Raw genomic sequence first — 22,337 nt, 5'->3', positions numbered from 1 at the left:
CCCAAAATATATTATAGACGATCCGTGCCACGGCTGAGGATGAGGACGTCGCCCCGCTGCTCGACGTCGGCGTCGAAGATGCCCGCGACCGCCCGGCTGAAGCCCGCCGGATCGCTGGCCGAGAACAATCCGGTGACCGGCTCGCGGGCCAGCGCCGGATCGCGGATCTCGATGCGGGTCCTGCTGTAGCGCGCGAATTCGGCGGCCGCCTGGTCGAGCCGCTCGCCCTCAAAGGCGATCTTCCCTTCGCGCCACGCCAGCTCGCGCGAGACGAGGTCGGGCGGGATCGCCTGCGGCACCGGCACCGCGGCGCCGGCCGCGACCGGCGGGAGGACGAGCCGGCTGTGCGCCGGCAGGACGACCGGCTCCGGCGCACCCGCCGCGCCCAGCGCGACGCCGCCCTGGTCGACCAGGATGTCGAGCGGCTTGCCGTCGAGCTTGCGGACGCGGAACGCCGCGCGCGCGGCTTGGAGGCGCGTATCGGTGACATCGACCAGGAACGGCCTGCGCTGATCGCGCACGATCGTGAAATAGGCCTCGCCGTAGAGCAGCTCGACGCGGCGCTCGCTGGCGCTGTAGCGCACGCGCACACTCGTCTCGGTGTTCAGCATCACCGTCGAGCCGTCGTCGAGCGTGACCAGGCGCACCTCGCCGAGCCCGGTGGTGATCGCCGCGGCCGGCGTGCTGATGCCGAGCGCGACGACCGACGCCGCCACCGCGCCCCCTGCCCCGGCCCAGGCGAGCAGCTTGCGCCGCGAGATGCGCGGGGTCGCCGGCGGTGCGGCCGCCGCGAACCGGCTAGGCTCGAACCGCGGGCCGAGCGCACGCGCCGATTCGCTCAGCATCGACAGGGCATCGGCGCGCAGCAGCGCGCCGCGCCGTCGCGGATCGCCGCTCAGCCACGCCTCGAGCGCCTGCGATTCCTCCTCCGAGAGCGGCCCCCGGTCGAGCCGCGCGATCCAGTCGGCAGCCTTTTCGTCAATGTGTCGACTGGATTCTCGTTCGGTCATCTAGAGGGGCAATCTCCAAGTCCCGGTGCCTAGAGGTTTCTGCCAGAGCTTTTCCGCCATGGCCAAACCAATCGACGAGGAAGCGCAGCCCGCGCGAGATATGCTTTTCGACGGTATTCTCGGAGATCGCCATGCGCGCGGAGATCTCGCGCTGCGACAGGCCGTCGACGCGGCGCAGGACGAAAGCCTGCTGGACCTTGGCCGGCATCGCCCCGATCGCCTGCGCGAGCCGGCCGAGCTCGTCGCGGTCGATCGCGACCTGTTCGGGCGAAGGACAATCGTCGGCATGGTCGAGCTGCGTCAGGTTCTCGACGGTGTGGATCGAAACGACCCGCGCTCGCCGGAGGTGCCTGGTGACGACCGATCGCGCGACCTGGAACAGATAGGCACGCGGATAACGGATGGCGCCGACCGTCTCGAGATCGGCGAGGATCGCATAGGATTCCTGGATGATGTCGTCGACCTCGAGCCCGAGCGGCTGACGGCGGGCCAGCCAGCTCCTGAGCGCCGGCTCATGCGGCAGGATGTTGCGAAGGAACCATCGCGTCCGTTCCCGATCGATCGCGCGCATCAACTGTCCCTGAAGGGGTGTAAACCGGCATCCGAAGCGCCGCCGAGGGCGGGGCCCGCGTGGGCCGCCCGCAACGAGTCGAAGCCGCGTTAGTCGCGAAATGTGACAGTCATTGTTCGCCGGCCGCTTCCGCCGCCGTCGCGGGGACGAACGGCTTCCGCGCGTCGCCGATCCAGCGCATGAGCGTGAGGTCGGCGGTCTGCGCGCCTTTGCCGCCGGAGTTCATCGCCACATAATGGAGCCCGCGACCGACGGGCTGGAAGCCGACGTCGGCCTTCTGGCTCCATCCGCGGATGCCGGTGGCAGGGTCCTTCAGTCCGTCACCGGCGAGGTCGAGGAGCAGCCCCTGCTCCCAACCCTTGCCGCCAGCGCCGGGCACGCCGACGAGATCGGAGCGCACGGGCCGCTCGCGGGCGTCGACGGCGAACAGCAGATAGTTGGGGAAGGACGGCTTCTTGCCCCGGTAGACGCCCAGGAACCAGCGCTGCAGCGTCTCGTCGTAGGCGAGGTTCTGCACGCCGTAGCTCGTGTTGCCGGTGCGGACGAAATATTTGCCGTGCACGGCGGCGGGGCCATGGTGATGCGGCGCGGCTTCGGTCAGCGGGCTCGCGTAGCGGCTCCAGTCGCTGACGTCGTACTGGAGCAGCACCTGGTGGTCGTTGTCGGCGCGTTCGGTGTTGCCGTAGATGCCATAGGCGACGGTGAGGTAGCGCGGTCCGTCGGTGCGGCCGAACGCCGGCCCGAACGCCACACCGTCGATGCCGGAGCAGCCGTAGCGGTGATCGGGCGAGGCGGTGACGTCGCCGCGGAACTTGCCGTCGTCGCCCTCGAACCTGCCGTCGCCGTTGAGGTCGGCGGAATAGTCCTTCACCACCTCGGGCAGATAGACGGTGCGGAAGATGTCGGTGCCGCCCGCCTCGATGCCGATGCGGTCGAGCCGGGCGACGTCGATCACGGCGATGTAGAAGGCCTTGTCGTCCTTGTATTCGAGCGAGCCGTAGACCTTCCCGTCGGCCGGGTTGAAGTCGAGGTCGCCGAGATGGCCCGTCCAGCCGACAAGCGTGCCGATCAGCCGTCCGCTGAAATCATATTTCGCGAGGAGATTGGTGAACGAGTAATAGATGAAGCCCCGCTGCACGTCGACGGCGATGCCCTGGACGTGGCCCGACGGCCAAGTGCCGCCGTTCTGCTTCAACGGCGGACGCGCGGGCGGCGCGGCGGCGGCGGGTGCTGCGACAAGGACGGTAAGCAGAAGGAGAAAGCACCGGGCAGCCCCGCGAGCAGTTTCGGCTTTGCTGGACACCACGCCCGATCACTCCCGTCGTTCAAAGGACGCGGCCGCTAATCGAAGCGGGTGACAGGCGTGTTACGGATCCGTGCGCGCTTCGCAGCCCGCCAACCGCTGGGCGTAGAGGGCGGCGCCATAGGCCGGGTCGTAACGCGGCTCGACCGCGGCAAAGCCTCCGCTGCCCGCCAGCTTCTCGAGGAAGGCGTCGCGCACCAGAGGCTCGCGCAGGAGAACGCCGCCCGACCAGGAGACCGGCACCCGAGCCTCGGGCGGGAAACCGAGCACGTCGCGCAAGGCAAGCGCCAGTGCCGCCAGTTCCTCGGCGGCACACACGAGGATGGCCCGTGCACCGGCGTCGCCCTCGGCCGCCGCGCGCGAGACCAGGCTCGCGAGGCCGGCGATCTCACCCCTCCCCATCCCGTCCCGGCCCATGATGCGTTCGCACAGGTCGAGGTCGTTGCGGAGCGACAGCGCCTCGACGATCCGGTCGTACAGCACCCCCTTGGGCGCGCGGCCGTCGCTCATACGGGAGAACAGGGCGAGCCCCCGGATCGCGATCCAATAGGCCGAACCTTCGTCGCCGAACACCTCGCCCCAGCCGCCGACGCGCGCCGCCCTGCCCTGGCGCTCGCCGTAGCCGATCGAGCCGGTGCCGGCGACGATGTTGATCCCGTCCTCGCAGCCGAGCGACCCCGCCCAGCCGCAGACGACATCGTTCCCGCAGGCGTAGCGATCGTGCCCCAGCAGGCGGCCGCAGGCGGCGTGCAGTTGCGGGTCGATGACATTGTCCTCGCCATAGGCGGGCAAGCCGAAGAAGGCGAAGCCGAGCGCGGCCGGGGCGATCCCCAGGTCGCCGCATACCGCACTGATGCCCTGTTCGAGGCGCCGCACCGCCTCGTCGAGGCCGACCTCGAGATGGTAGGTGGTCCCGGTGACGGCGCGCGCGATCACCGCGCCGGCGGCATCGATGCAGACGAACTCGGTCTTGGTGCCGCCGCCGTCGACACCAAGGAAGCAGGCGTCGGCGGTCATGCGGGCAGCGCGTGGATCCGCACGCCCTGCACGACGCGGTTCACCGTGCCGCTCGCGTTGGGGCGATCGGGCGCGAGGCCCAACGCCAGCGAGACATGGAGGCCGAACAGCTGCGCCGGCACGATGAAGGGGAAGAGCAGGTCCGCGTCGACCGCCTCCGCCATGCCGGCGACCGTGATGTCTGCGCCGTCCTCCGGCCGGGCGGAGACGGTGATCACCGCGCCGCAGCGGCCGTCGCCGCGCAGTTCCTCGACGATGTCGAGATCGTAGAGGCGGGTGAGCGGATCGTTGGACACGAATACCACCGCGAGCGTCTCGCCGTTGATGATGGTCTTGGGACCATGGCGAAAGCCGAGCGCGGTGTCGAATGCCGTCACCACCGCGCCGTCGCTCAGCTCCATGAGCTTCAGAGCCGCCTCGCGCGCCAGGCCCTTGAACACGCCGCTGCCGAGATAGACCACGCGCTTGAACCCACGCGCGGCCAGGTCGGCCACCACCGGCTCTGACCGTGCAAGCACATCCTCGACCGCCGCGGCGATGGCCGGGACGCGTGCGTCGAGCGCCACGATGCCGCCTAGGATCGACAGCGCCGCCAGCGTCATCGCGCTGAAGCTCGACGTCATCGCGAAGCCGCGGTCGTGAGTCGCCTCCGGCAGGGCGACGACATGGGTGTTCGCGCTCGTGCGCCGGCCCAGCTCGCCGTCGGGATTGCAGGTGACGACGAGGTGATGGGCTTCGGCGACGGTCGCGTCGACGAGGTCGACGGCGGCGATGCTTTCCGGACTGCTGCCCGAGCGGCCGAACGAGACGAGCAGCGTCGGCGCGTCGCGGCGCAGGTGCAGCGCCGGCGCGCTGACGATGTCCGTGGTGGCGATCGCCTCGACCGGGCGGCCGAGCAGGTTGGACAGCCAGGGCGCCAGGCACTCGCCGATGAAGGCCGAGGTGCCGGCGCCGGTCAGGACGATGCGCAGCTCCGGCCGGGCCAGCAGCGGCGCGACGAAGCCTTCGATCTCCGCCTGGCGCGCGCGCAGCATGGCCTGGGTGGCGCGCAGCGTCTCGGGCTGCTGCTCGATCTCCCGGCGGGTCCAAGGCGCCGGGTCGCTGCCGTCGGCATCGGGGGCGAGCAGGGTGTCAGGCATCGGGATGGCAGGCTCCGTGGTAGGCGTCGAGCGTGGCGGCGACATGCGCCATGACGAGCTCGGCAGGGTCGAGCGTGGCCCGGCCGGCGCGCACGGCGGCATAGGCAAGTGGGAGATGCTGGCTGACCAGCGGCAGCGGCGGCGGCGCCTCCCGCAGGTTGGCGAACAGCCGGTCCTGGGCGGCGGCGATCTCGGGGTCGGGCCAATAGTAGCGGATGCGGTCGGACAGGCTGTACTGGAGCTGGAGCCCGAGCGCCTCGCCGGTCGCGTGATAATATTTGCGCCAGTGCCTGGGTTCGGCGTGCATCCGGGCGGGCGTGACGTCGCGCAGGCGGGCGCGGCGCGGCGCGGCGACGGTCTCCGCCTCGATCGCGTCGAGCGCCCACAGCGCCTCGCGCAGCGCGAAGGTAACGCCGGGGCCGACCTTCAGGATCGCGAAATGGTCGCGCACCAGCGCGGCGAGCGCCTCCGGGGTCTGGTAATCGGTCGAATGCGCCTCGAAGACGATATGGTCGACCGGCTCGATCGCGCGGCTGAGCGCCGTCGCCCGCTCGGGACGATAGTCGACCACCTTGTCGTGGTCGAACTCCACCCCCGGCTGGACCACCGTCGCGATCACGCGGTCCCAGGCATCGCCGAGGCCGGCGTCGCGAAACAGGTCGCGATGCATGTCGACGGTGGCGATCGCCGCCTCGGGCGTCGTCACCGTCAATTCCTCCAGGTCCTCGGCGGCGCCGCCGGGCACGGGAACCTCGGTGCCGATCACGTACACCGGCGCGTCGTCCGCATCGCCCTCGAACGCGTCCTCGGCGGCACGGCACAGGCGGGCGGCGCGCTCGGCGATCGTGCGCTCCGGCAGCGGCACCGGGTCGTCGGCGCAGCTCATCGAGCAGTCGAGGTGGATCTTGCGGAAGCCGGCGCGGACATAGTCGGCCACCATCACCTCGGCCTTGGCCATCGCCTCGGCGGCGGGCAGCGCGGTCCAGGCGTTCGGGCCGAGGTGGTCACCGCCGAGCGCCAGCCGCTCGCGCGGAAAGCCGACCTTGTCCGCGATGCCATGCACGAAGTCGCGGAAGCCGGCCGGCACCATCCCGGTATAGCCGCCGTCCTGGTTGACCTGGTTGGAGGTCGCCTCCACCAGCGCGATCGGCTGGCCGGTCGCGAGCGCGTGCCACAGCGCCGCCTCGATCACCAGCGGGTGCGCCGAGCACACCGAGGTCACGCCGATCCGCTCGCCGGCCTTGTGCCGCAGCACCATGTCTCGAATCGCTTTCACGTCGGCTCCTTTCCGGATCGTCGTTAGCGATGAAATTCGTCTAACGCAATAAATCGAAATATAACGAAACTACACGGCTTCGGGAATCATCTCATCGTCCCTGGCATCGGGCTCGATGGCGAGGAGCAGCGACGCGACGATCGCGAGCAGGATGCCGACGGTCTTGAGCGGCCCCGGCATCACGCCCAGCACGACCAGCGAGATCAGCGCGGTGGCGAGCGGCGCGCCGGCATTGGCGAGCGGCGCGACGATGATCGCCTTGCCGTAGCGGAAGGCGAACACCAGGGTCAGCGCGCCGATCGCGTTGAGCAGCTGGATCACGGCGGCGAGGCCCGGGCCGTCCAGCCCCCAGTTGATCGGCCTGGCGAAGTCGGTCATCGCCCAGGCGGCCGGGATCAGCATCAGCCCGGTCAGCGTCATGTAGACGAAGATGCTCTCGGCCGACATGACGTGGTTCGCCGCCTTCATGAAATAGGCCTGCACGCCCCAGCACAGCATCACCACCAGCGCCGGCACCAGCCACGCCGCCGACGCCCCGCCCCCGCCGCCCGGCGCGAAGTCGAAGGTCGGCAGCGCCAGCAGCGCCAGCACGATGCCGAACGCGCCGAGCTTCCCGGTCCGCTCCCGCATCAGCAGGAACGAGAGGGCGATGGTCACGACCGGCGACAGCGAGATGATCGGGAAGATGAGATAGGCCGGCCCGCGCGCGACGGCGTAGAACAGCACCATCTGCCCGCCCGCGCCGAGCACGCCGATCGCCAGGCCGTAGCCGATCGCGCGCGGCGAGCGGTCGAGCTTCCACCCCGCCTGCGCCAGCACGACGAGCGCCGGCGGGATCATGGTCAGCGCCCAGACGCAATAGACCAATGTCTCGGGAAAGCCGTGCTGCGGCGACAGGCCGGAGAAGGCGCCCCACACGCCCCACAGGACGACGGTGACGAGCGCATTGGCGAGCCAGGCGCGGCCGGACGGCGCGGCGGCCTCGCTCACGCGGCGCCTCCCTTGGAGCTCGATCCATCCGGCTTGAAGTAGCCGTTCCCCGGCAAAGGCCGGGGCCCAGTTGCGGGCGGTTCGATACTGGGCCCCGGCCCTTGCCGGGGAACAGATTCAAGCTGGCCGAATCCGCCCCCAACAGGCGTGGCGCGGACCAGCAGGAACCGTTCGAACGCTGCGGGAATGGTGTTGCGCGTCCGGGTCGCGGTGCCGAGCGCGCGGCCGGTGAAGGCATCGGTCAGCGCGTAGCTCCCCTCGCCCAGCCCCCGCAGCGCGATCGGCCCGTCCCATTTGTCCGCATAGAAGGCATAGTGCAGCGCGCCGTCCTTCTCGATCGCGTGCGCCTCCGGCTTGTCGAAGCCGATGTCGTAGAGGCCGCCCAGATACGTGCCCTTGGCGAGCATGTTGGCCTTGTAGAGATCGATCCACTTGCGCCAGAGCGCCTCCTTCTGAGGCGTCAGCACGAAGCCGCCGGGCGGCAGCTGGGCGGTGGGCGTGGGCGTGTCCCTGGGCCAGGTGAACTTCGTCGAGGGGATCGCGCCGATCCCGTAGGTCGAGGCGAAGTCGTCGCGGCCGTCGCTGAGCTCGACATGGTCGCCGGAATAAGGCGCCGAGGGACCCATCAGCGCCTTGAACGTCTTGCCCTTCGAGCGGACCTGCCAGGACGAGGTAGGATCTGAGGCCGGCGTGTTGTTCATCGCCGGGATGTTGTGGAAGGCGAAGCTGTCGCCGCACGGGCAGAGCTCGACGATCGCCTGCGGGTTGATCGAGATCGCCTCGTCGTAGATCGCCTTCCAGAAATCCTGCAGCTTCTCGTAGGATTCCTCGGGCCGCGCGTGATTGTGCGCGGGGTTGTAGCAGGGCGCGACGCCGTTGAGGTGCTGGCCGTCGAGCTTCAGCCCCTCATAGCCCCAGTCGCCGATGATGCGGCGGACCTGGGCGCGGAAGAATTCCACGGTCGGCCGATAGGCCGGGCACAGGGTGAAAGCGCTCCACCAGCTGACGTTCTGCGCGGCGCCGTCGCGGTCGAGCAGCAGCATGTCGGGATGGTCGCGCAGCAGGTCGGTGCCCGGATCGACCGCGAGCGGCGCCAGCCACAGCCGCGGGCGCATCCCGGCGGCCTTGATGCGGTCGGCGAAGGCCTTCATGTCGGCGTCGCCGCGCGGGAACTTGGTGCGGTCGATTGTCCAGTCGCCCTCGGCGGTCTGCCAGCCGTCGTCGAGCACCGCCCATTCGAAGCCGAGCTCCTTCGCCTTGGGCAGCGTGCCGTAGACCTGCTCGGTGGTGAAGTTGCGCTCATAGCCCCAGGCGCACCAGATCGGGCCATAGCTCGATTCGGGAATCGCCGGCGCCGCCAGCCCGCGCTCGGCCATGATGCGGCGATAGGCGTCGAGCGGGCGGAAATGGTCGCCCACGTGCACCATCAGGAAGGCGATCGGGAGCGTCAGCGTGGCGCCGGGGGCGAGCAGCGTCGGCTCGTCGCCGGTAAGGCCGATGCGGGTGCCGTCGGGCTGCGCCGCCACCGGCAGCGAGACGAGACGCGGCACCGTCTCGACATGGCCGACCGCCAGCCCGACGTCGCGGCGCCAGACCACGGCGACGGGGGTGCCGCCGCCGTAATCGGAGCCGTTCATGCCCATGAAGTTGCGCTGCTCGAAGCCGGGGCCGACCTTCTGTACCCAGTCGCGTCGATCGGGATAGGAGGCGCCCGCGAAGCTCCAGGCACCGTCGGGATGCGCGAGCAGGTCATGGGTCGCGATCCGCCAGCCGGCGACGGCCAGCGGCGCCGTTCCCGTATTGCGGAAGCTCGCCTCGTAGAGCGCGAGGCCCGGGTAACGATCGAAGAAGGTGATCGCGAGCTGCTGCTCCACCGCGCCTTCGGCGGTGCCGCGGAGGCGATGCTGCCGTCCGGGACCATGCGGGCCGCTGACCGGCGCCTCTCGGTGGTCGAGCAAGAGGAAGCGGTCGACCGGGCGGCGACCGGCGAGGAACAGCGCCTCCCCCGCCGCGCCCGGCGTCACCGGCTTGCCGGCGTGCGACAGGGTCGAGCGCATCGCCGTGTCGAAGTCGATGGTCAGCGTGCCGTCCGACAGCCGCACGCCCGCCGGCGCGGCCGCCCAGGCCCGACCGGTCATCGCCGGGGCGGCGATCAGCGCGCCGCCGGCCATCAGGCGCCCGAGCATGGCCCGGCGGGTGACGGTGTTGAACGACATTGTCGCTGGCTCTCCTTCCATGGCCGGACTCGCCGTCGAGGCGACGAGCGGGCTTGAGAAAGAGCTTGCACCAACCGCTCGCGCGGCGCAAATCAAAAACGCAACATAATCGAGCGTTTCGTTTCGTTTTCGTTTGGAGGTCGCGATGCGGATGTTGACCAGGATAGTGGTTATGACCGGATCGGCACTGCTGGTCGGCGCCGCGCCGGAGGCGGGTTATGGGGAAGCGGATTTCGCCAAGGTCGCCAAGTTCGACGCGCATTTCCATGCCAACGTCGACGATCCGCGCTTCGTCAAGGTGGCGCGCCGCGACGGGTTCGAGCTGCTGTCGATCAACGTCGATTACCCGGATTTCCCGCCGCTCGCAGAACAGGCGAAGGTTGCCCATCGGATGCGGGCGGCCGATCCGGAGCATTTCCATTTCGCCACCACCTTCTCGATGCAGGGCTTCGGCACGCCGGGTTGGACGGAGCGCACGATCCGTGCGCTCGATGCGGCGTTCGCGCGCGGCGCCATCGCGGTGAAGGTGTGGAAGAACATCGGCATGGTCGCCAAGGATGCGCAGGGCAAACGCGTGTTCCTGGACGACCCGCGCTTCGACGGCGTGATGGCGCATCTCGAGCAGCGCGGCATCCCGCTGATCGCGCATCAGGCCGAGCCCAAGAACTGCTGGCTGCCGCTCGACCAGATGACGACGGAGAACGACCGCAGCTATTTCCGCGAGCATCCCGAATATTACATGTACCTCCATCCGGAGGAGCCGAGCTACGAGGCGCTGATGGCCGCGCGCGACCGGTTCGTGGCGCGGCACCCGAAGCTCGCCTTCGACGGCGCGCACATGGCGAGCCTGGAGTGGAGCGTGGACGAGCTCGCCCGCTTCTTCGATCACTATCCCAACACCGTCGTCGACCTGGCGGCGCGCATGTCGAACCTCCAGGTCCAGTCCAATGCCGACCTGGCGAAGGTGCGCGCCTTCTTCATCAAGTACCAGGACCGCATCCTGTACGGCACCGACCTGACCGACAGCCCGCCCGATCCCGCCGCCCGCGCGCAGAACCCGCCCGCGACCGGCAACTTCGCCGAGGAGGCGGACCGGGTGTGGCGCGCCGACTGGCGCTACCTGGCGACGCCGCTCAGCCAGCGGGTCGATGCGATCGGCGCGGATGCGAAGGGGCTGGACCTGCCGCGGGGAGTGATCGACAAGATCTATTGGAAGAACGCGCGGCGGTTCTTCCATCTCAAGGACTGATCGGGCGCGGACTTATTTGGGTGGGGGCAGCCCCACCTCCACCGTCACCCCGGACTTGTTCCGGGGTGACGATAGTGCGTGAAAACCGGTCGCCCTATCGCCAGGGCGAAACGTCAGACGATATGCAGCCGGAACCCCAGCCGGTCGGCGGCGGCCTGCATCCCGTCGGCCTCGGTCGCGTCGGTGACGAGGTCGTCGATCTCGCCGACGTTGAGGATGCGGTGGAGACAGACGCGGCCGAACTTCGAGCGGTCGGTCACCGCGATCACCTGGCGCGCGGCCTGCACCATCTTGCGGTTCAGCATCGCCTCCGGCTCGAAATGGGTGGTGATGCCGCGTTCGAGATCGAACCCGTCGACGCCCAGGAACAGCTTGTCGACATGGAGGTCGTCGAGCGCACCGACCGTCTGCGCGCCGTAGAAGGCGCGGTTGCGGCGCCTGAGCGTGCCGCCCAGCATCACCACCGTGATCCGCTCCTTGCGGGCAAGCGCGCATACGATGTCGAGATCGTTGGTCAGGACGGTGATGTCCTCGTCGTCCGGCAGGTGATGCGCGATCTGCAAGGTGGTCGTGCCCGAATCGAGCACGATCGAATCGCCGGGCTTCACCATCGACGCGGCCAGGACGCCGATCCGCGCCTTCTCGTCGATGTTGATCGCGCGCTTGGTCTCGACGGAGGGCTCGACCGCGACGTTCACCGCATCGGCGGAGATCGCGCCGCCGTAGGACCGCTCGGCGACGCCGCGCTTCTCCAGGAAGTGCAGGTCCTTGCGGATGGTCTGCACCGATACGCCGAACCGCGCCGCCAGCGGCGCCACCTGCACGCTGCCGCGCTCGCGCACGAGCGCACTGATCTGCTGACGTCTCTCGCTGGTGTCCCGGGTAACGGGCATGAAAACCTCCTGCTGCGCGATGCTTACCAGCAGGGCGCGCGCCCGACAACATCGCCTCTGTTTCGTTTCTTTTCCGTTTGACAGTGTTGCTACAGACGAGTTACGAAAACGAAATATATCGCGCCAACGGCTCAGCGGAGTCGGGCAGAATGTGGCGAAATATCAAAGGGGAACGGCGATGACGCGAGGGCATAAGTGGCGGACGGTGGTGCTCGCTGGAGCCAGCGCGACGGCGCTGCTGGCCGCCTCCGCGGCGCCGGCCCAGGCGAGCCAGCCCGACGAATCGCAGTCCTCGACCGCCGCACCCGAGCCATCGACGGTCCTGTCCGATCCGGCCCAGCAGCCCGAGGCCGCGGACGGCGCCGAGGCGGTCGCGGGCCCCGACATCGTCGTCCGCGGCGTCCGCGGCAGCCTGCTGCGCTCGATCCAGGCCAAGCGCGACGCCGACACCATCGTCGATGCCATCTCCGCCGAGGAGCTCGGCAAGTTCCCCAACCGCAACGTCGCCGAGGCGCTGGCCAACATCCCGGGCGTGACGGTGGGCCGCGACGGCCGCGGCGAGGGCCGCGCCATCACCGTCCGCGGGCTCGGCGAGAATTTCGCGATCACCACGCTCAACGGGCGCATCCTGCCGACCGACGGGCCCGACCGCTCCTTCTCCTTCGACGTGCTGCCGTCCGAGATCATCTCCGGCGCCGAGGTGCAGAAGGCGGTCCGCGCATCCGAGCTGGAGGGCAGCATCGGCGGCAACGTCGACCTGCGCACCGCGCGCCCGCTCGACCGCAAGGGATTCCACGCCTCCGCCGCGATCGAGGGCCAGTACAACGACCTGGTCGACAAGGGCGGCTACAAGATCACCGGCGTGGTCAGCACCACCTTCGCCGACGACACCATGGGCATCGTGCTGGGCGGCAGCTACAACAAGTACAAGTTCCGTACCGACAACCTCGGCGAATATTCGATCACCGACGGCACCGAGGCCGCCTATGGCGTCGACTTCAACGGCGACGGCCGGGTCAATCCCGACGCGAACGGCCCGGCCTATATCTGGCCCGATTACTACAGTGTCGGCTACGTCACGGGCGAACGTGAGCGGATCGGCGCGGCGGGATCGTTCCAGTGGAAGCCGTCGAGCGATTTCGAGGTGACGATCGACGGCCTCTACAGCCATTTCGACGTGACGCAGCACAACTACCGCTCGTCGAACTATCTCAACCCGCTCGGCGACGACGGGTCGCTGCGCTGGGACCCCGCCTCGATCCGGACCGACGACAACAACGTCGTCACCGGCTTCAACGTCAACGATCTCGTCGCCGAGGTGCTGACCACCGACGAGCCGCGCAAGAGCGAGACCTATCAGATCGGCGGCCGCATCGACTGGCGGGCGGGCGAGAAGTGGAAGTTCGCGCTCGACGGCTATTACGGCAAGGCCACCGACAACAGCGGCGGTCAGAACCGTTTCGTGGTGGCGGGCATCCTCGACGCCTCGGCGGCCTTCGCGACGCGCAACAACGGCCTGCCCGACCTCGCCATCACCATCCCCGGCGGGCGGACGCTCGACCAGGCGACCAACGACGATTTCCGCGCGCACTATATCGGCATCCAGGGCCAGAACATCGCGGACCGCACCCAGGGCGTGAAGCTCGACGGCGAGTATGAGGTCGCCAACGACATCTTCAAGTCGATCACCTTCGGCGTCGCCTGGACCGACCGCCGGAAGACCGTCGACCAGATCGACAACCAGTACACGACGTCGTGCAACTATTGCGGCTACCCGTTCACCTTCGGCCAGATCGGGGCGGACGTGGTCCAGCCGGGGCGCGAGAACATCCTGTCGAAGCGGCCGGGCAACTTCCCGCGCAACTTCCCCTATTTCGACATCGACACCTATCTCGCCGCGCTGCCGCGGGCGGACGCCAATCCGGCGATCCTCGATCCCAACAGCTGCCTGGACGAGACCGGGACGCCGATCCCCGGCTGTTCGCTGTCGCCCTACCCCGCCGGATACTCGACCCAGGTGATCGAGCCCGACCTGCCCGCCTCCTACCTCATCAAGGAGCGGACCTGGGCGGGCTATGTCCAGTTCAACCTGGAGGGCCAGGGCTGGCGCGCGGACCTCGGTGCGCGGCTGGTGTCGACCAAGGTGTCCTCGACCGGCTACGGCGCCTCGATCGCCAGCATCATCCCGCGTGTCGGCACGCAGGACAATGACGTGAACTTCAATCCCGTGGACGACATCACGGGCGGCGGCGACTATCTGCGCCTGCTGCCGGCGGCCAATTTCTCCTACGACATCGCCGACGGTTTCCGCGTCCGCCTCGCCGCCTCGCAGGCGATCTCGCGGCCGACCTTCGGCGAGCTGTCCCCGGCCAAGGACGCGACGTCGGCGCAGTCGGGCACCTACATCATCTACGACGCCGGCAATCCCAACCTGAAGCCGACCGAGGCCGACCAGTTCGACGTCTCGCTCGAATATTACCCGACCAACCGCCTCGCGCTGACCGCCGCGGCCTTCTACAAGCACATCACCAACTTCGTCTCGACGGTCCCGGTCGACGTGGTGATCACGCCGACCGACCAGCCCGCCAACCAGCAGCAGAACTTCGACTTCGTCGAATATCAGGTCGTCAACGGCGACAGCGCCAAGGTGTACGGGATCGAGGTCGGCGGCCAGTATTTCCTCGACAACGGCTTCGGCATCCAGGCGAACGCGACCTACAACCATTCGCGCGCCAAGTCGGGCGACGTCACCACCGACCTGCCGGGCGCGATCCCCTTCTCGGCCAACGCCAAGCTGTTCTACGAGAACCACGGCATCGGCGCGCAGGTCTCGTACAGCTACCAGTCGCGCTACGTCTACGCCCAGTCGGGCAACCTCGGCTACCTGCCGGTCAAGGAGGACCCGTACCACGAGATGTCGGCGAGCCTGTCCTACGACGTGACCAAGAACCTGTCGGTCTACGTCCAGGGATCGAACCTGCTCGGCTCGGCGATCAAGCGGTTCAACACCTATCGCAACGTGCCGAACTTCTACGAATATTCGGGACGCTCGTTCTTCTTCGGCATCCGCGGGCGGCTGTAGGACGGATTCCAATCCTCCCCCGCCAGGGGGGATTGGAACGGGCCGGCACCTGCGACCGGGCTCAGTCCTCCGGCCGGTGCAAGCCTTCTCGTCCACAACCGCCATATGCCTGTTGTTACGGCACGGAGCCGGTTCTAACAGCGCGGGATCGTGATCCGGTCGCTCCACTCAATCGGGCCCTTCGTGCTCATCGACGACGCGCGCGACACGGCGGCATCGAGCCTGCTGTTCCGATCTCCGGGCGCGATATTCGAGGCCAGGTCGTTCGATCAGATCGCACTGGCGCTTGGCCAGATGCGGGACGCTTTGGCCGCGGGCCATCATGTGGCCGGATATCTGGCCTATGAAGCCGGCGCGGCGGTCAATCCGAAGATACCCGTCCGGGATGCCGGCGAGCGCCTGCTGTGGTTCGGCGCCTTCGAAGCACCCGAGATCCTCTCGAGCGGCGAGATCATGCAGCTGTTGCCCGACGCCGAGGCGGCCTGGCTGGGCCCCCTGCGTCCCCGACCCTCGGCTGCCATGCATCAACGGCGCATAGAGCAGGCCAAGGCGCTGATCGCCGCCGGGGACATCTATCAGGCCAATCTGACCTTCATGGCCGAGCTGGCCTTCGCGGGCGATCCCCTCGCCCTCTATGGACGTCTTCGCACCAGTCAACGCGCCGCGCATTCGGCGCTGATCTCGACCGGGGACGAAATGATCCTGTCGCTTTCGCCCGAACTGTTCTTCTCGATCGACGGCGACACGGTGACGTGCCGGCCCATGAAGGGCACGGCACCGCATCGCGGTGCCGGCGACGCGCAAAGGCTGGCGAGCGATCCCAAGCAGCGCGCCGAGAATCTGATGATCGTCGATCTGATGCGCAATGATCTCGCACGGATCGCCGAACCCGGTAGCGTTGCCGTTCCCGAGCTTTTCGCGGTCGAGCATTACCCGACGGTCCTGCAGCTCGTCTCTTCCGTCACGGCGCGGAAACGCCGGGACATCGACACGGTCGCGGTGCTCGAGGCCCTGTTTCCTTGCGGCTCGGTGACCGGGGCGCCCAAGATTCGCGCGATGCAGGTGATCGGCGACCTCGAAGACGGCCCGCGCGGCGTCTATACGGGCGCGATCGGTCACATCGCTCCAAGCGGCGACGCGCGCTTCAACGTGGCGATCCGAACGTTGCGCCATGTTCCTGGGACTGGCCGCATGACGATCGGGCTCGGATCAGGAATCGTCGCGGACTCCGATCGCGCCGACGAATGGGCGGAATGCCTGGTGAAGGCGCGGTTCCTCGATGCGGCGAGGCGCGATCTCGATCTCGTCGAGACGATGGCGTATGAGCCTGAGGAGGGACTGCGTCATCGCGATCGCCACCTCGCACGGCTGTCGCGCAGCGCCGCGGCGCTTGGGTTCGCCTGCGATCTCGCCGCGATCGAGCGCCAGCTCGACCGGACGCTCGATGGCACAAACGACCCGCGACGTGTACGCCTTGCCCTCGCCGGAAGCGGGGCGGTCACGATCGAGATCGCCGACATGCCTGCCGCGGTGAGGGGCCCGGTATCGGTCCGATTGATGCCCAGGATCGCCGGCGCCGGAGATTTCCGCCTCATGCACAAGACGAGCGATCGCTCGCTCTATCGCTGGCCCGAGCGCGAATCCGAGGTATTCGAGTATCTGCTCGTCGACGAGCAGGGCTATTTGACCGAGGGAAGCTTCACGAGCATATTCGTCGAACGAGACGGCGTGCTGGTGACGCCGCCGCTATCGCGCGGGCTGTTGCCGGGCGTACTCAGATCGGTGCTGATCGAGACCGGACGCGCGGTCGAAGGCGAGTTGCGTCCGGACGACTGCCGGACTGGCCTCGTGCTGGGAAATTCCTTGCGCGGACTCATTCCCGCGCGATTGCAGGTGTGAGAGCCAGAAGAGAACTGGCGACCAACGGCAACTTTCGACTATGCCGCGCTCGCTTACGGTGACGAGACGTAGCGCGCCAAGTCGACGCGAGCTATTCGACCGTCACCGACTTGGCGAGGTTACGGGGCTGGTCGACGTCGGTGCCCTTGGCCACGGCGACATGATACGCCAGCAGCTGCACCGGCACGGCATAGACCAAGGGCGCGATCAGGGGATGGACTTCGGGCATCTCGATCGTCGCGATCGTGCCCTCGCCCGCCTGGGCGATGCCGGCGGCGTCGGAGATCAGCACCACCTGTGCGCCGCGGGCCTGGGCCTCCTGCATGTTCGACACCGTCTTGTCGAACAGCGGGCCTGACGGGGCCAGCACGATCAGCGGCACCTTGTCGTCGATGAGGGCGATCGGGCCGTGCTTCATCTCGCCCGAGGCATAGCCTTCGGCGTGGATGTAGCTGATCTCCTTGAGCTTGAGCGCGCCCTCGAGCGCCATCGGATATTCGGGGCCGCGGCCGAGGTAGAGCACGTCGCGGGCGCCGGCGATGGTGTGGGCCATCTCGGCGATCTCCTCGTCATGGGCGAGCGCGGCGTTGATCGCGGCGGGAGCCTCGATCAGGTGGCGGACGATCTCGCGCTCCTCCTCCGGCGTCAGCTTGGCCTTGGCGCGGGCGAGGTTGACCGCGAGCGCGGCCATCACCGCGAGCTGGCAGGTGAAGGCCTTGGTCGAGGCGACGCCGATCTCCGGCCCGGCATGGGTGGAGAGGAGCAGGTCGACCTCGCGCGCCATCGAGCTGGTCGGCACGTTGATGATGCCGGCGGTGGTGACGCCGTTCGCCTTCATATGGCGCAGCGCCGCGAGCGTGTCTGCGGTCTCGCCCGACTGCGACACCACCACGCCGAGGGTGCCGGGCGACAGCACCGGATCGCGGTAGCGGTATTCGGAGGCGACATCGACCTCGACCGGCAGCCGCGCGAAGCGCTCGATCCAATATTTGCCGATCATGCCGACATAGCTGGCGGTGCCGCAGGCGATGATCGCGACGCGATCGATCGCGCCCAGATCGAAATCCATGTCGGGCAGCGCCACCATCTGCTCGACGGGGCGGACGTAGCTCCTGAGCGTGTCGCCGACCACGACCGGCTGCTCGTGGATCTCCTTGAGCATGAAGTGGCGGTAGTTGCCTTTGTCGATCGTCGCCGGCGACACGCCCGAGACGACGATCTCGCGGGTGACAGGGTTGTTGTCGCGGTCGAAGATCTCGATGCGCTCGCGGGTCAGGACGGCCCAGTCGCCCTCGTCGAGATAGGCGATGCGCTGGGTGAGGCCGGCGAGCGCATGGGCGTCGGAGCCGAGATAGTTCTCGCCCTCGCCGTAGCCGACCGTCAGCGGGGCGCCGAGGCGGGCGGCGATCAGCAGGTCCGGCTCGCTCGCGAACAGCACCGCGAGCGCGAAGGCGCCATGGAGGCGCGGCAGCACCGCCGCCACCGCCTCGCGTGGAGGCTTGCCGGCCTGGAGCTCGCGGTCGACGAGATGCGCGACCACCTCGGTATCGGTCTGCGACCTGAACTCGCGGCCGGCGGCGATGAGCTCGTCGCGGAGCGGCTTGAAGTTCTCGATGATGCCGTTGTGGACGATCGTCACGTCGCCGACGATGTGCGGATGGGCGTTGTCCTCGGTCGGCGCGCCGTGCGTCGCCCAGCGGGTGTGGGCGATGCCGATCGTGCCCGGCAGCGGATCGGCGGCGAGGCGGGCGGCGAGATTGGCGAGCTTGCCCTCGGCGCGGCGGCGCTCGATGCCGCGGCCGGTGAGCGTGGCGATGCCCGCCGAGTCATAGCCGCGGTATTCGAGGCGCTTCAGCCCCTCGAACAGGCGCTGTGCGACCTCGCTGGTGCCCAGGATACCGACAATTCCGCACATGGCGCGATGCTCTCCCCCGCGCCTCAGCGCGCAAAATTGGTGTCGACGAAGGTCCGGACGAACTCGCGCGGGTCCGGTTCATGGCCCTGCGTCTCGACGAAGCGCCGGCGCCCCTTCGTCCACAGCTCGCGAAGCGCGCCGGGCATCCCGTCGGGAAACTTCATCTCCGCGGCGACCATCTCCCGCCAGCCGCCCGACAGGCCGTAGGTTTCGCGCACCGCCGTCTCGGCATCGCGCGCGGCCGCCTCGCCGTCGCGGTCGAGGAAGCCGATCGCGTCGAGCACATAGCTGTCGAGCAGTCGCAGGAACGGCTTGCCGTCGTACCGGTCGGTCATTTGGCGGCCTTCTTGCGGGCGAGCATCATCTCGCGAAAGCGCTTCGCCCAGCCGGGCTTGGCGGTCTGCTCGGGGCGGGCGAGAGCGAGCGCGTCGGGCTCGACGTCCTTGGTGATCACCGCGCCCGCACCGGTCATCGCACCGGCGCCGATCGTGACCGGCGCAACCAGAGCGCTGTTCGAGCCGATGATGGCGCCCTCGCCGATCTCGGTCCGGTATTTGAAGAAGCCGTCGTAGTTGCAGGTGATCGTCCCGGCGCCGATGTTCGCGCCCGCTCCCACCGTCGCGTCGCCGAGATAGGTCAGGTGGTTGGCCTTGGCGCCCTTGCCCAGCACCGCCTTCTTGGTCTCGACGAAGTTGCCGACCTTGGCGCGCTCGCCGATCACCGTACCGGGACGGAGGCGTGCATAAGGGCCGATCTTGGCGCCCTCCCCCACCACGGCGCCTTCGAGATGGCAGAAGGCGTGGATCGTCGCGCCGTTGGCGATGCTGACGCCGGGGCCGAACACGACATTGGGCTCGATCGTCACGTCGCGGCCCAGCTCGGTATCGTAGGAGAACCACACGGTCTCCGGCGCGATCAGCGTGGCACCCTCGGCCATGGCGCGGGCGCGGCGCTGCGCCTGCCAGAATGCTTCGACCTCCGCGAGCTCGGCACGGCTGTTGACGCCGGCGACCTCCGTCGCGTCGGTCTCGATCACCGCTGCGACGCGGCCGTCGCCGACGGCGAGCATGACGATGTCCGGAAGGTAATATTCGCCCGCGGCATTGGCGTTGCCGACGCGGGCGAGCAGCGCGAACAGATCCTCGTTGCGCACCGCCATCAGGCCCGAGTTGCACAGGGTCTCCGCCCGCTCCTCGGGGCTCGCGTCCTTGAACTCGACGATCTTGACCATGCGGCCGTCATCGTCGGCGATCACGCGGCCGTAAGCGCCCGGATCGGGCGGGCGGAAGCCGAGCACGACGCAGGCGGGCTGATCCGACCCATGGAGGCGCTCGATCATCCGGCGCATCGTCGCGGCGGTCACCAGCGGCGCGTCGCCGTAGAGGATCAGCACGTCGCCCGCGAACCCGCCGAGCGCGTCCTCGGCCTGCGCGACGGCATGGCCGGTGCCGAGCTGCTCGGCCTGATGGACGATCTCCGCCCCGACCGGCGCCACCACCGCCTCGACCTGCTCGCGGCGCGCGCCGACCACCACCAGCGTGCGCTCCGGCGCCAGCTCGCCGACGCCGGCGATGAGGTGGAGCAGCATCGGCCGCCCCGCGATCGGGTGCAGCACCTTGTGAAGGTCGGACTTCATCCGCGTGCCCTGGCCGGCGGCGAGGATGATGGCGGCGATCGGTCGAGGACTGGTCACGTCGGCGCCCCTGCCACGAACGTCTTGCCAATTCCATAGCGATGCGGCCATGCGCGGCGGCGATGCGTGATTTCCCTTTCGCGATCGTCGGGTTCGACCTCGACGGCACCCTGCTCGACACCTCCGGCGACCTGACGGCGGCGGTCAACCATGCCCTGGGCGAGGCCGGGCGGCCGCTGCTGACCCGCGACGAGGTCGAGCCGATGATCGGCGGCGGCGCCAAGACCATGCTGCGCCTCGCGCTCGATGCCACCGGCGGCTGCTCCGACGAGGAGTTCCGGCGGCTCTACAAGCTGCTGCTCGGCTTCTACGAGGCGCATATCGCGGTCGAGAGCCGGCCCTTCCCCGGCATGGTCGAGACGGTCGACGCGCTGCGGGCGATGGGGGTGAAGGTCGGGATCGTCACCAACAAGTTCGAGGCGTTGGCCGAAAAGCTGATGCGCGAGCTGAACCTTCGCGACCGCTTCGACTGCCTGATCGGCGGCGACACGCTCGGCAAGGGCAACGCCAAGCCCTCCGCGGCGCCGATCCTGCGCATGATCGCGCTGCTGGGCGGCGGTCCGGCGGCATTCGTCGGCGATTCGATCTATGACGTGCAGGCGGCGCAGGGCGCCGGCATCCCGGCGGTCGCGGTCAGCTTCGGGTTCCTCATGCAGCCGGTCGAGAAGTTGGGGGCGGATGCGGTGATCGAATCCTACGACCGGCTCGTGCCGGTGCTGCAGGGATTGAGCTCGGCGACGACTTAGCTCCTCCCCCGCACGGGGAGGAGCTTTGAACCACCGCTTGCTCGCCGCCCTATCGCATTGCACGCTTGACGTTTAAGGCATTCCCATGGGGTTCGGCTTGTCCGCACGTGCGCTCGTCGCCTTCGGTCTGATCGCGATCGCCGCACTGCTCGGCTATCTGCTCAACGGTGACGTTTCGGCGATGCTGCTGGTGATCGTCGCCGGCTTCGCGGCCGTGCTGTTGCTCGCGGCGCTGCCGGAGGGGGAGCGTCGCGTGTCGGAACCGGCGCCGCCACCAGCGCCTCCCGCCGCCGAAGCGCTGATCGAGGCGATCGGCGAGCCGTTGCTGGTGATCGCCGGCACCCGCGTCACCCACGCCAACTCCGCCGCCCGGCAACTGCTCGGCGAGCATATTCTGGGGGAGGACGTCCGTCTCGCGATACGCCATCCGGCGGCCGCCGAACGGCTGGTCAGCGCTGGCGGCGACGAGGCTCATCCGCCGACCCATCTCGTCGGGCTGGGTGCCCGCGACCAGCGCTGGGCGATGCAGGTCAGCGCGCTGCCCGACGGCCGCCGCATCGTCCACCTGACCGATTCGACCGGCCGCCATGCCGCCGAGCGCATCCGCGTCGATTTCGTCGCCAACGCCAGCCACGAACTGCGCACGCCGCTTGCCGCGCTGCTCGGCTTCATCGAGACGCTCAGCGACGAGGCCGGCGACGATCCGGACATCCGCAAGCGCTTCCTCGGCGTGATGTTCGACGAGGCGCGGCGGATGCAGCGGCTGATCGACGACCTCATGTCGCTGAGCCGGATCGAGGCGGAGAAATATCGCGCGCCGGAGGAGAAGGTCGACCTCCGCACGCTGGTCGAGGAGGTCCGCGCGGAACTCGCCGCGACGCCGGATCCGCGGGGAGCGGACGTGGTGGTCGAGGCCGGGGCAGTCCCCGCGGTGATCGGCGATCGGGCGCAGCTTTCGCAGCTCCTCCATAATGTCGCCGGCAACGCGATGAAATACGGGAAGGTCGGAACGCCGGTCAGGATCGCCGTCGCGCCGGCCGGCAGCACGATGGTACGGCTCACCGTCAGCGACCTGGGCGAGGGCATCCCGCCGGAGCACCTGCCGCGGCTCACCGAGCGCTTCTACCGCGTCGATTCGGGGCGCAGCCGCTCGGTCGGCGGCACCGGCCTGGGGCTCGCCATCGTCAAGCACATCGTCGAGCGGCATCGCGGGCAGCTCGACATCGCCAGCCAGGTCGGGCGCGGCACCACCGTCTCGATCCTGCTGCCGGCAGCGGTGTCATCAACACGTAACGCGACTGAAACACAGGACGCCTGAGGGCGGGCACGAGTCGGCCC

Annotated in this window: 17 protein-coding genes; 5 read left to right on the top strand and 12 right to left on the bottom strand. The window is 68.8% G+C overall.

Annotated features, from left to right (window positions below):
* Positions 1-11: 11 nt before the first annotated feature.
* From ACMGER_RS16835 to ACMGER_RS16800, 8 genes are all read right to left on the bottom strand, one after another.
* Complete coding sequence (locus ACMGER_RS16835) at positions 12-1,010, bottom strand: FecR family protein (RefSeq protein WP_436813314.1); 999 nt, start codon at positions 1,008-1,010, stop codon at positions 12-14.
* Positions 979-1,581: an RNA polymerase sigma factor gene (locus ACMGER_RS16830; RefSeq protein ID WP_436813313.1), complete on the bottom strand. Its 603-nt coding sequence runs from the start codon at positions 1,579-1,581 to the stop codon at positions 979-981. The genes ACMGER_RS16835 and ACMGER_RS16830 overlap by 32 nt, the downstream gene beginning before the upstream one ends.
* 109 nt (positions 1,582-1,690) lie before the next feature.
* Positions 1,691-2,776, bottom strand: a complete 1,086-nt coding sequence (locus ACMGER_RS16825; RefSeq protein ID WP_436813312.1) for a hypothetical protein — start codon at positions 2,774-2,776, stop codon at positions 1,691-1,693.
* A gap of 171 nt (positions 2,777-2,947) precedes the next feature.
* Positions 2,948-3,901: an N-acetylglucosamine kinase gene (locus ACMGER_RS16820; RefSeq protein WP_436813311.1), complete on the bottom strand. Its 954-nt coding sequence runs from the start codon at positions 3,899-3,901 to the stop codon at positions 2,948-2,950.
* Positions 3,898-5,040, bottom strand: coding sequence for an SIS domain-containing protein (locus tag ACMGER_RS16815; RefSeq protein WP_436813310.1), 1,143 nt, complete (start codon positions 5,038-5,040; stop codon positions 3,898-3,900). Before ACMGER_RS16815 ends, ACMGER_RS16820 begins: the two co-directional genes overlap by 4 nt.
* On the bottom strand, positions 5,033-6,316 hold the full coding sequence (locus ACMGER_RS16810) for a D-tagatose-bisphosphate aldolase, class II, non-catalytic subunit (protein ID WP_436813309.1): 1,284 nt from the start codon (positions 6,314-6,316) through the stop codon (positions 5,033-5,035). The genes ACMGER_RS16815 and ACMGER_RS16810 overlap by 8 nt, the downstream gene beginning before the upstream one ends.
* 69 nt (positions 6,317-6,385) lie before the next feature.
* On the bottom strand, positions 6,386-7,306 hold the full coding sequence (locus ACMGER_RS16805; protein ID WP_436813308.1) for an EamA family transporter: 921 nt from the start codon (positions 7,304-7,306) through the stop codon (positions 6,386-6,388).
* A complete protein-coding gene (locus tag ACMGER_RS16800) occupies positions 7,303-9,522 on the bottom strand; it encodes a glycoside hydrolase family 36 protein (protein ID WP_436813307.1) in 2,220 nt (739 codons plus the stop codon). The genes ACMGER_RS16805 and ACMGER_RS16800 overlap by 4 nt, the downstream gene beginning before the upstream one ends.
* A 172-nt stretch (positions 9,523-9,694) precedes the next feature.
* On the opposite strand from ACMGER_RS16800, the gene ACMGER_RS16795 reads away from it, so the two are divergent.
* Positions 9,695-10,771, top strand: a complete 1,077-nt coding sequence (locus tag ACMGER_RS16795; protein ID WP_436813306.1) for an amidohydrolase family protein — start codon at positions 9,695-9,697, stop codon at positions 10,769-10,771.
* Between the two features lie 113 nt (positions 10,772-10,884).
* Here the strand turns inward: ACMGER_RS16795 and agaR are convergent, their stop codons facing one another.
* Positions 10,885-11,664: a transcriptional repressor AgaR gene (gene agaR, locus ACMGER_RS16790; RefSeq protein WP_436813305.1), complete on the bottom strand. Its 780-nt coding sequence runs from the start codon at positions 11,662-11,664 to the stop codon at positions 10,885-10,887.
* Positions 11,665-11,842: 178 nt separating this feature from the next.
* On the opposite strand from agaR, the gene ACMGER_RS16785 reads away from it, so the two are divergent.
* Positions 11,843-14,746, top strand: a complete 2,904-nt coding sequence (locus ACMGER_RS16785) for a TonB-dependent receptor (RefSeq protein ID WP_436813304.1) — start codon at positions 11,843-11,845, stop codon at positions 14,744-14,746.
* Between the two features lie 150 nt (positions 14,747-14,896).
* Entirely contained in the window at positions 14,897-16,645 is a 1,749-nt protein-coding gene (gene pabB, locus ACMGER_RS16780) for an aminodeoxychorismate synthase component I (RefSeq protein ID WP_436813303.1), read from the top strand.
* A 91-nt stretch (positions 16,646-16,736) separates the two neighbouring features.
* Here pabB and glmS read toward each other — a convergent pair whose 3' ends face one another.
* Genes glmS through glmU form a run of 3 tightly spaced genes read right to left on the bottom strand, consistent with a single transcriptional unit; the run spans position 16,737 to position 20,304 of the window.
* The gene (glmS, locus tag ACMGER_RS16775; RefSeq protein WP_436813302.1) at positions 16,737-18,560 is read right to left on the bottom strand and encodes a glutamine--fructose-6-phosphate transaminase (isomerizing); all 1,824 of its coding nucleotides are present in this window, start codon (positions 18,558-18,560) and stop codon (positions 16,737-16,739) included.
* Between the two features lie 23 nt (positions 18,561-18,583).
* A complete protein-coding gene (locus ACMGER_RS16770; RefSeq protein WP_436813301.1) occupies positions 18,584-18,895 on the bottom strand; it encodes a hypothetical protein in 312 nt (103 codons plus the stop codon).
* A complete protein-coding gene (gene glmU, locus ACMGER_RS16765) occupies positions 18,892-20,304 on the bottom strand; it encodes a bifunctional UDP-N-acetylglucosamine diphosphorylase/glucosamine-1-phosphate N-acetyltransferase GlmU (protein ID WP_436813300.1) in 1,413 nt (470 codons plus the stop codon). The genes ACMGER_RS16770 and glmU overlap by 4 nt, the downstream gene beginning before the upstream one ends.
* Positions 20,305-20,315: 11 nt before the next feature.
* On the opposite strand from glmU, the gene ACMGER_RS16760 reads away from it, so the two are divergent.
* The gene (locus ACMGER_RS16760; protein ID WP_436813299.1) at positions 20,316-20,999 is read left to right on the top strand and encodes an HAD-IA family hydrolase; all 684 of its coding nucleotides are present in this window, start codon (positions 20,316-20,318) and stop codon (positions 20,997-20,999) included.
* A gap of 85 nt (positions 21,000-21,084) precedes the next feature.
* Positions 21,085-22,317 (top strand): sensor histidine kinase, encoded by a 1,233-nt coding sequence (locus ACMGER_RS16755; protein ID WP_436813298.1) that lies wholly within the window; start codon positions 21,085-21,087, stop codon positions 22,315-22,317.
* Positions 22,318-22,337: the final 20 nt, after the last annotated feature.

Origin of the sequence: Sphingomonas astragali (assembly GCF_051400615.1) — a bacterium.
GTDB lineage: Bacteria > Pseudomonadota > Alphaproteobacteria > Sphingomonadales > Sphingomonadaceae > Sphingomonas.
The sequence above is the reverse complement of the archived record's forward strand: the minus strand, read 5'-3'. Positions and strand labels throughout refer to the sequence as shown.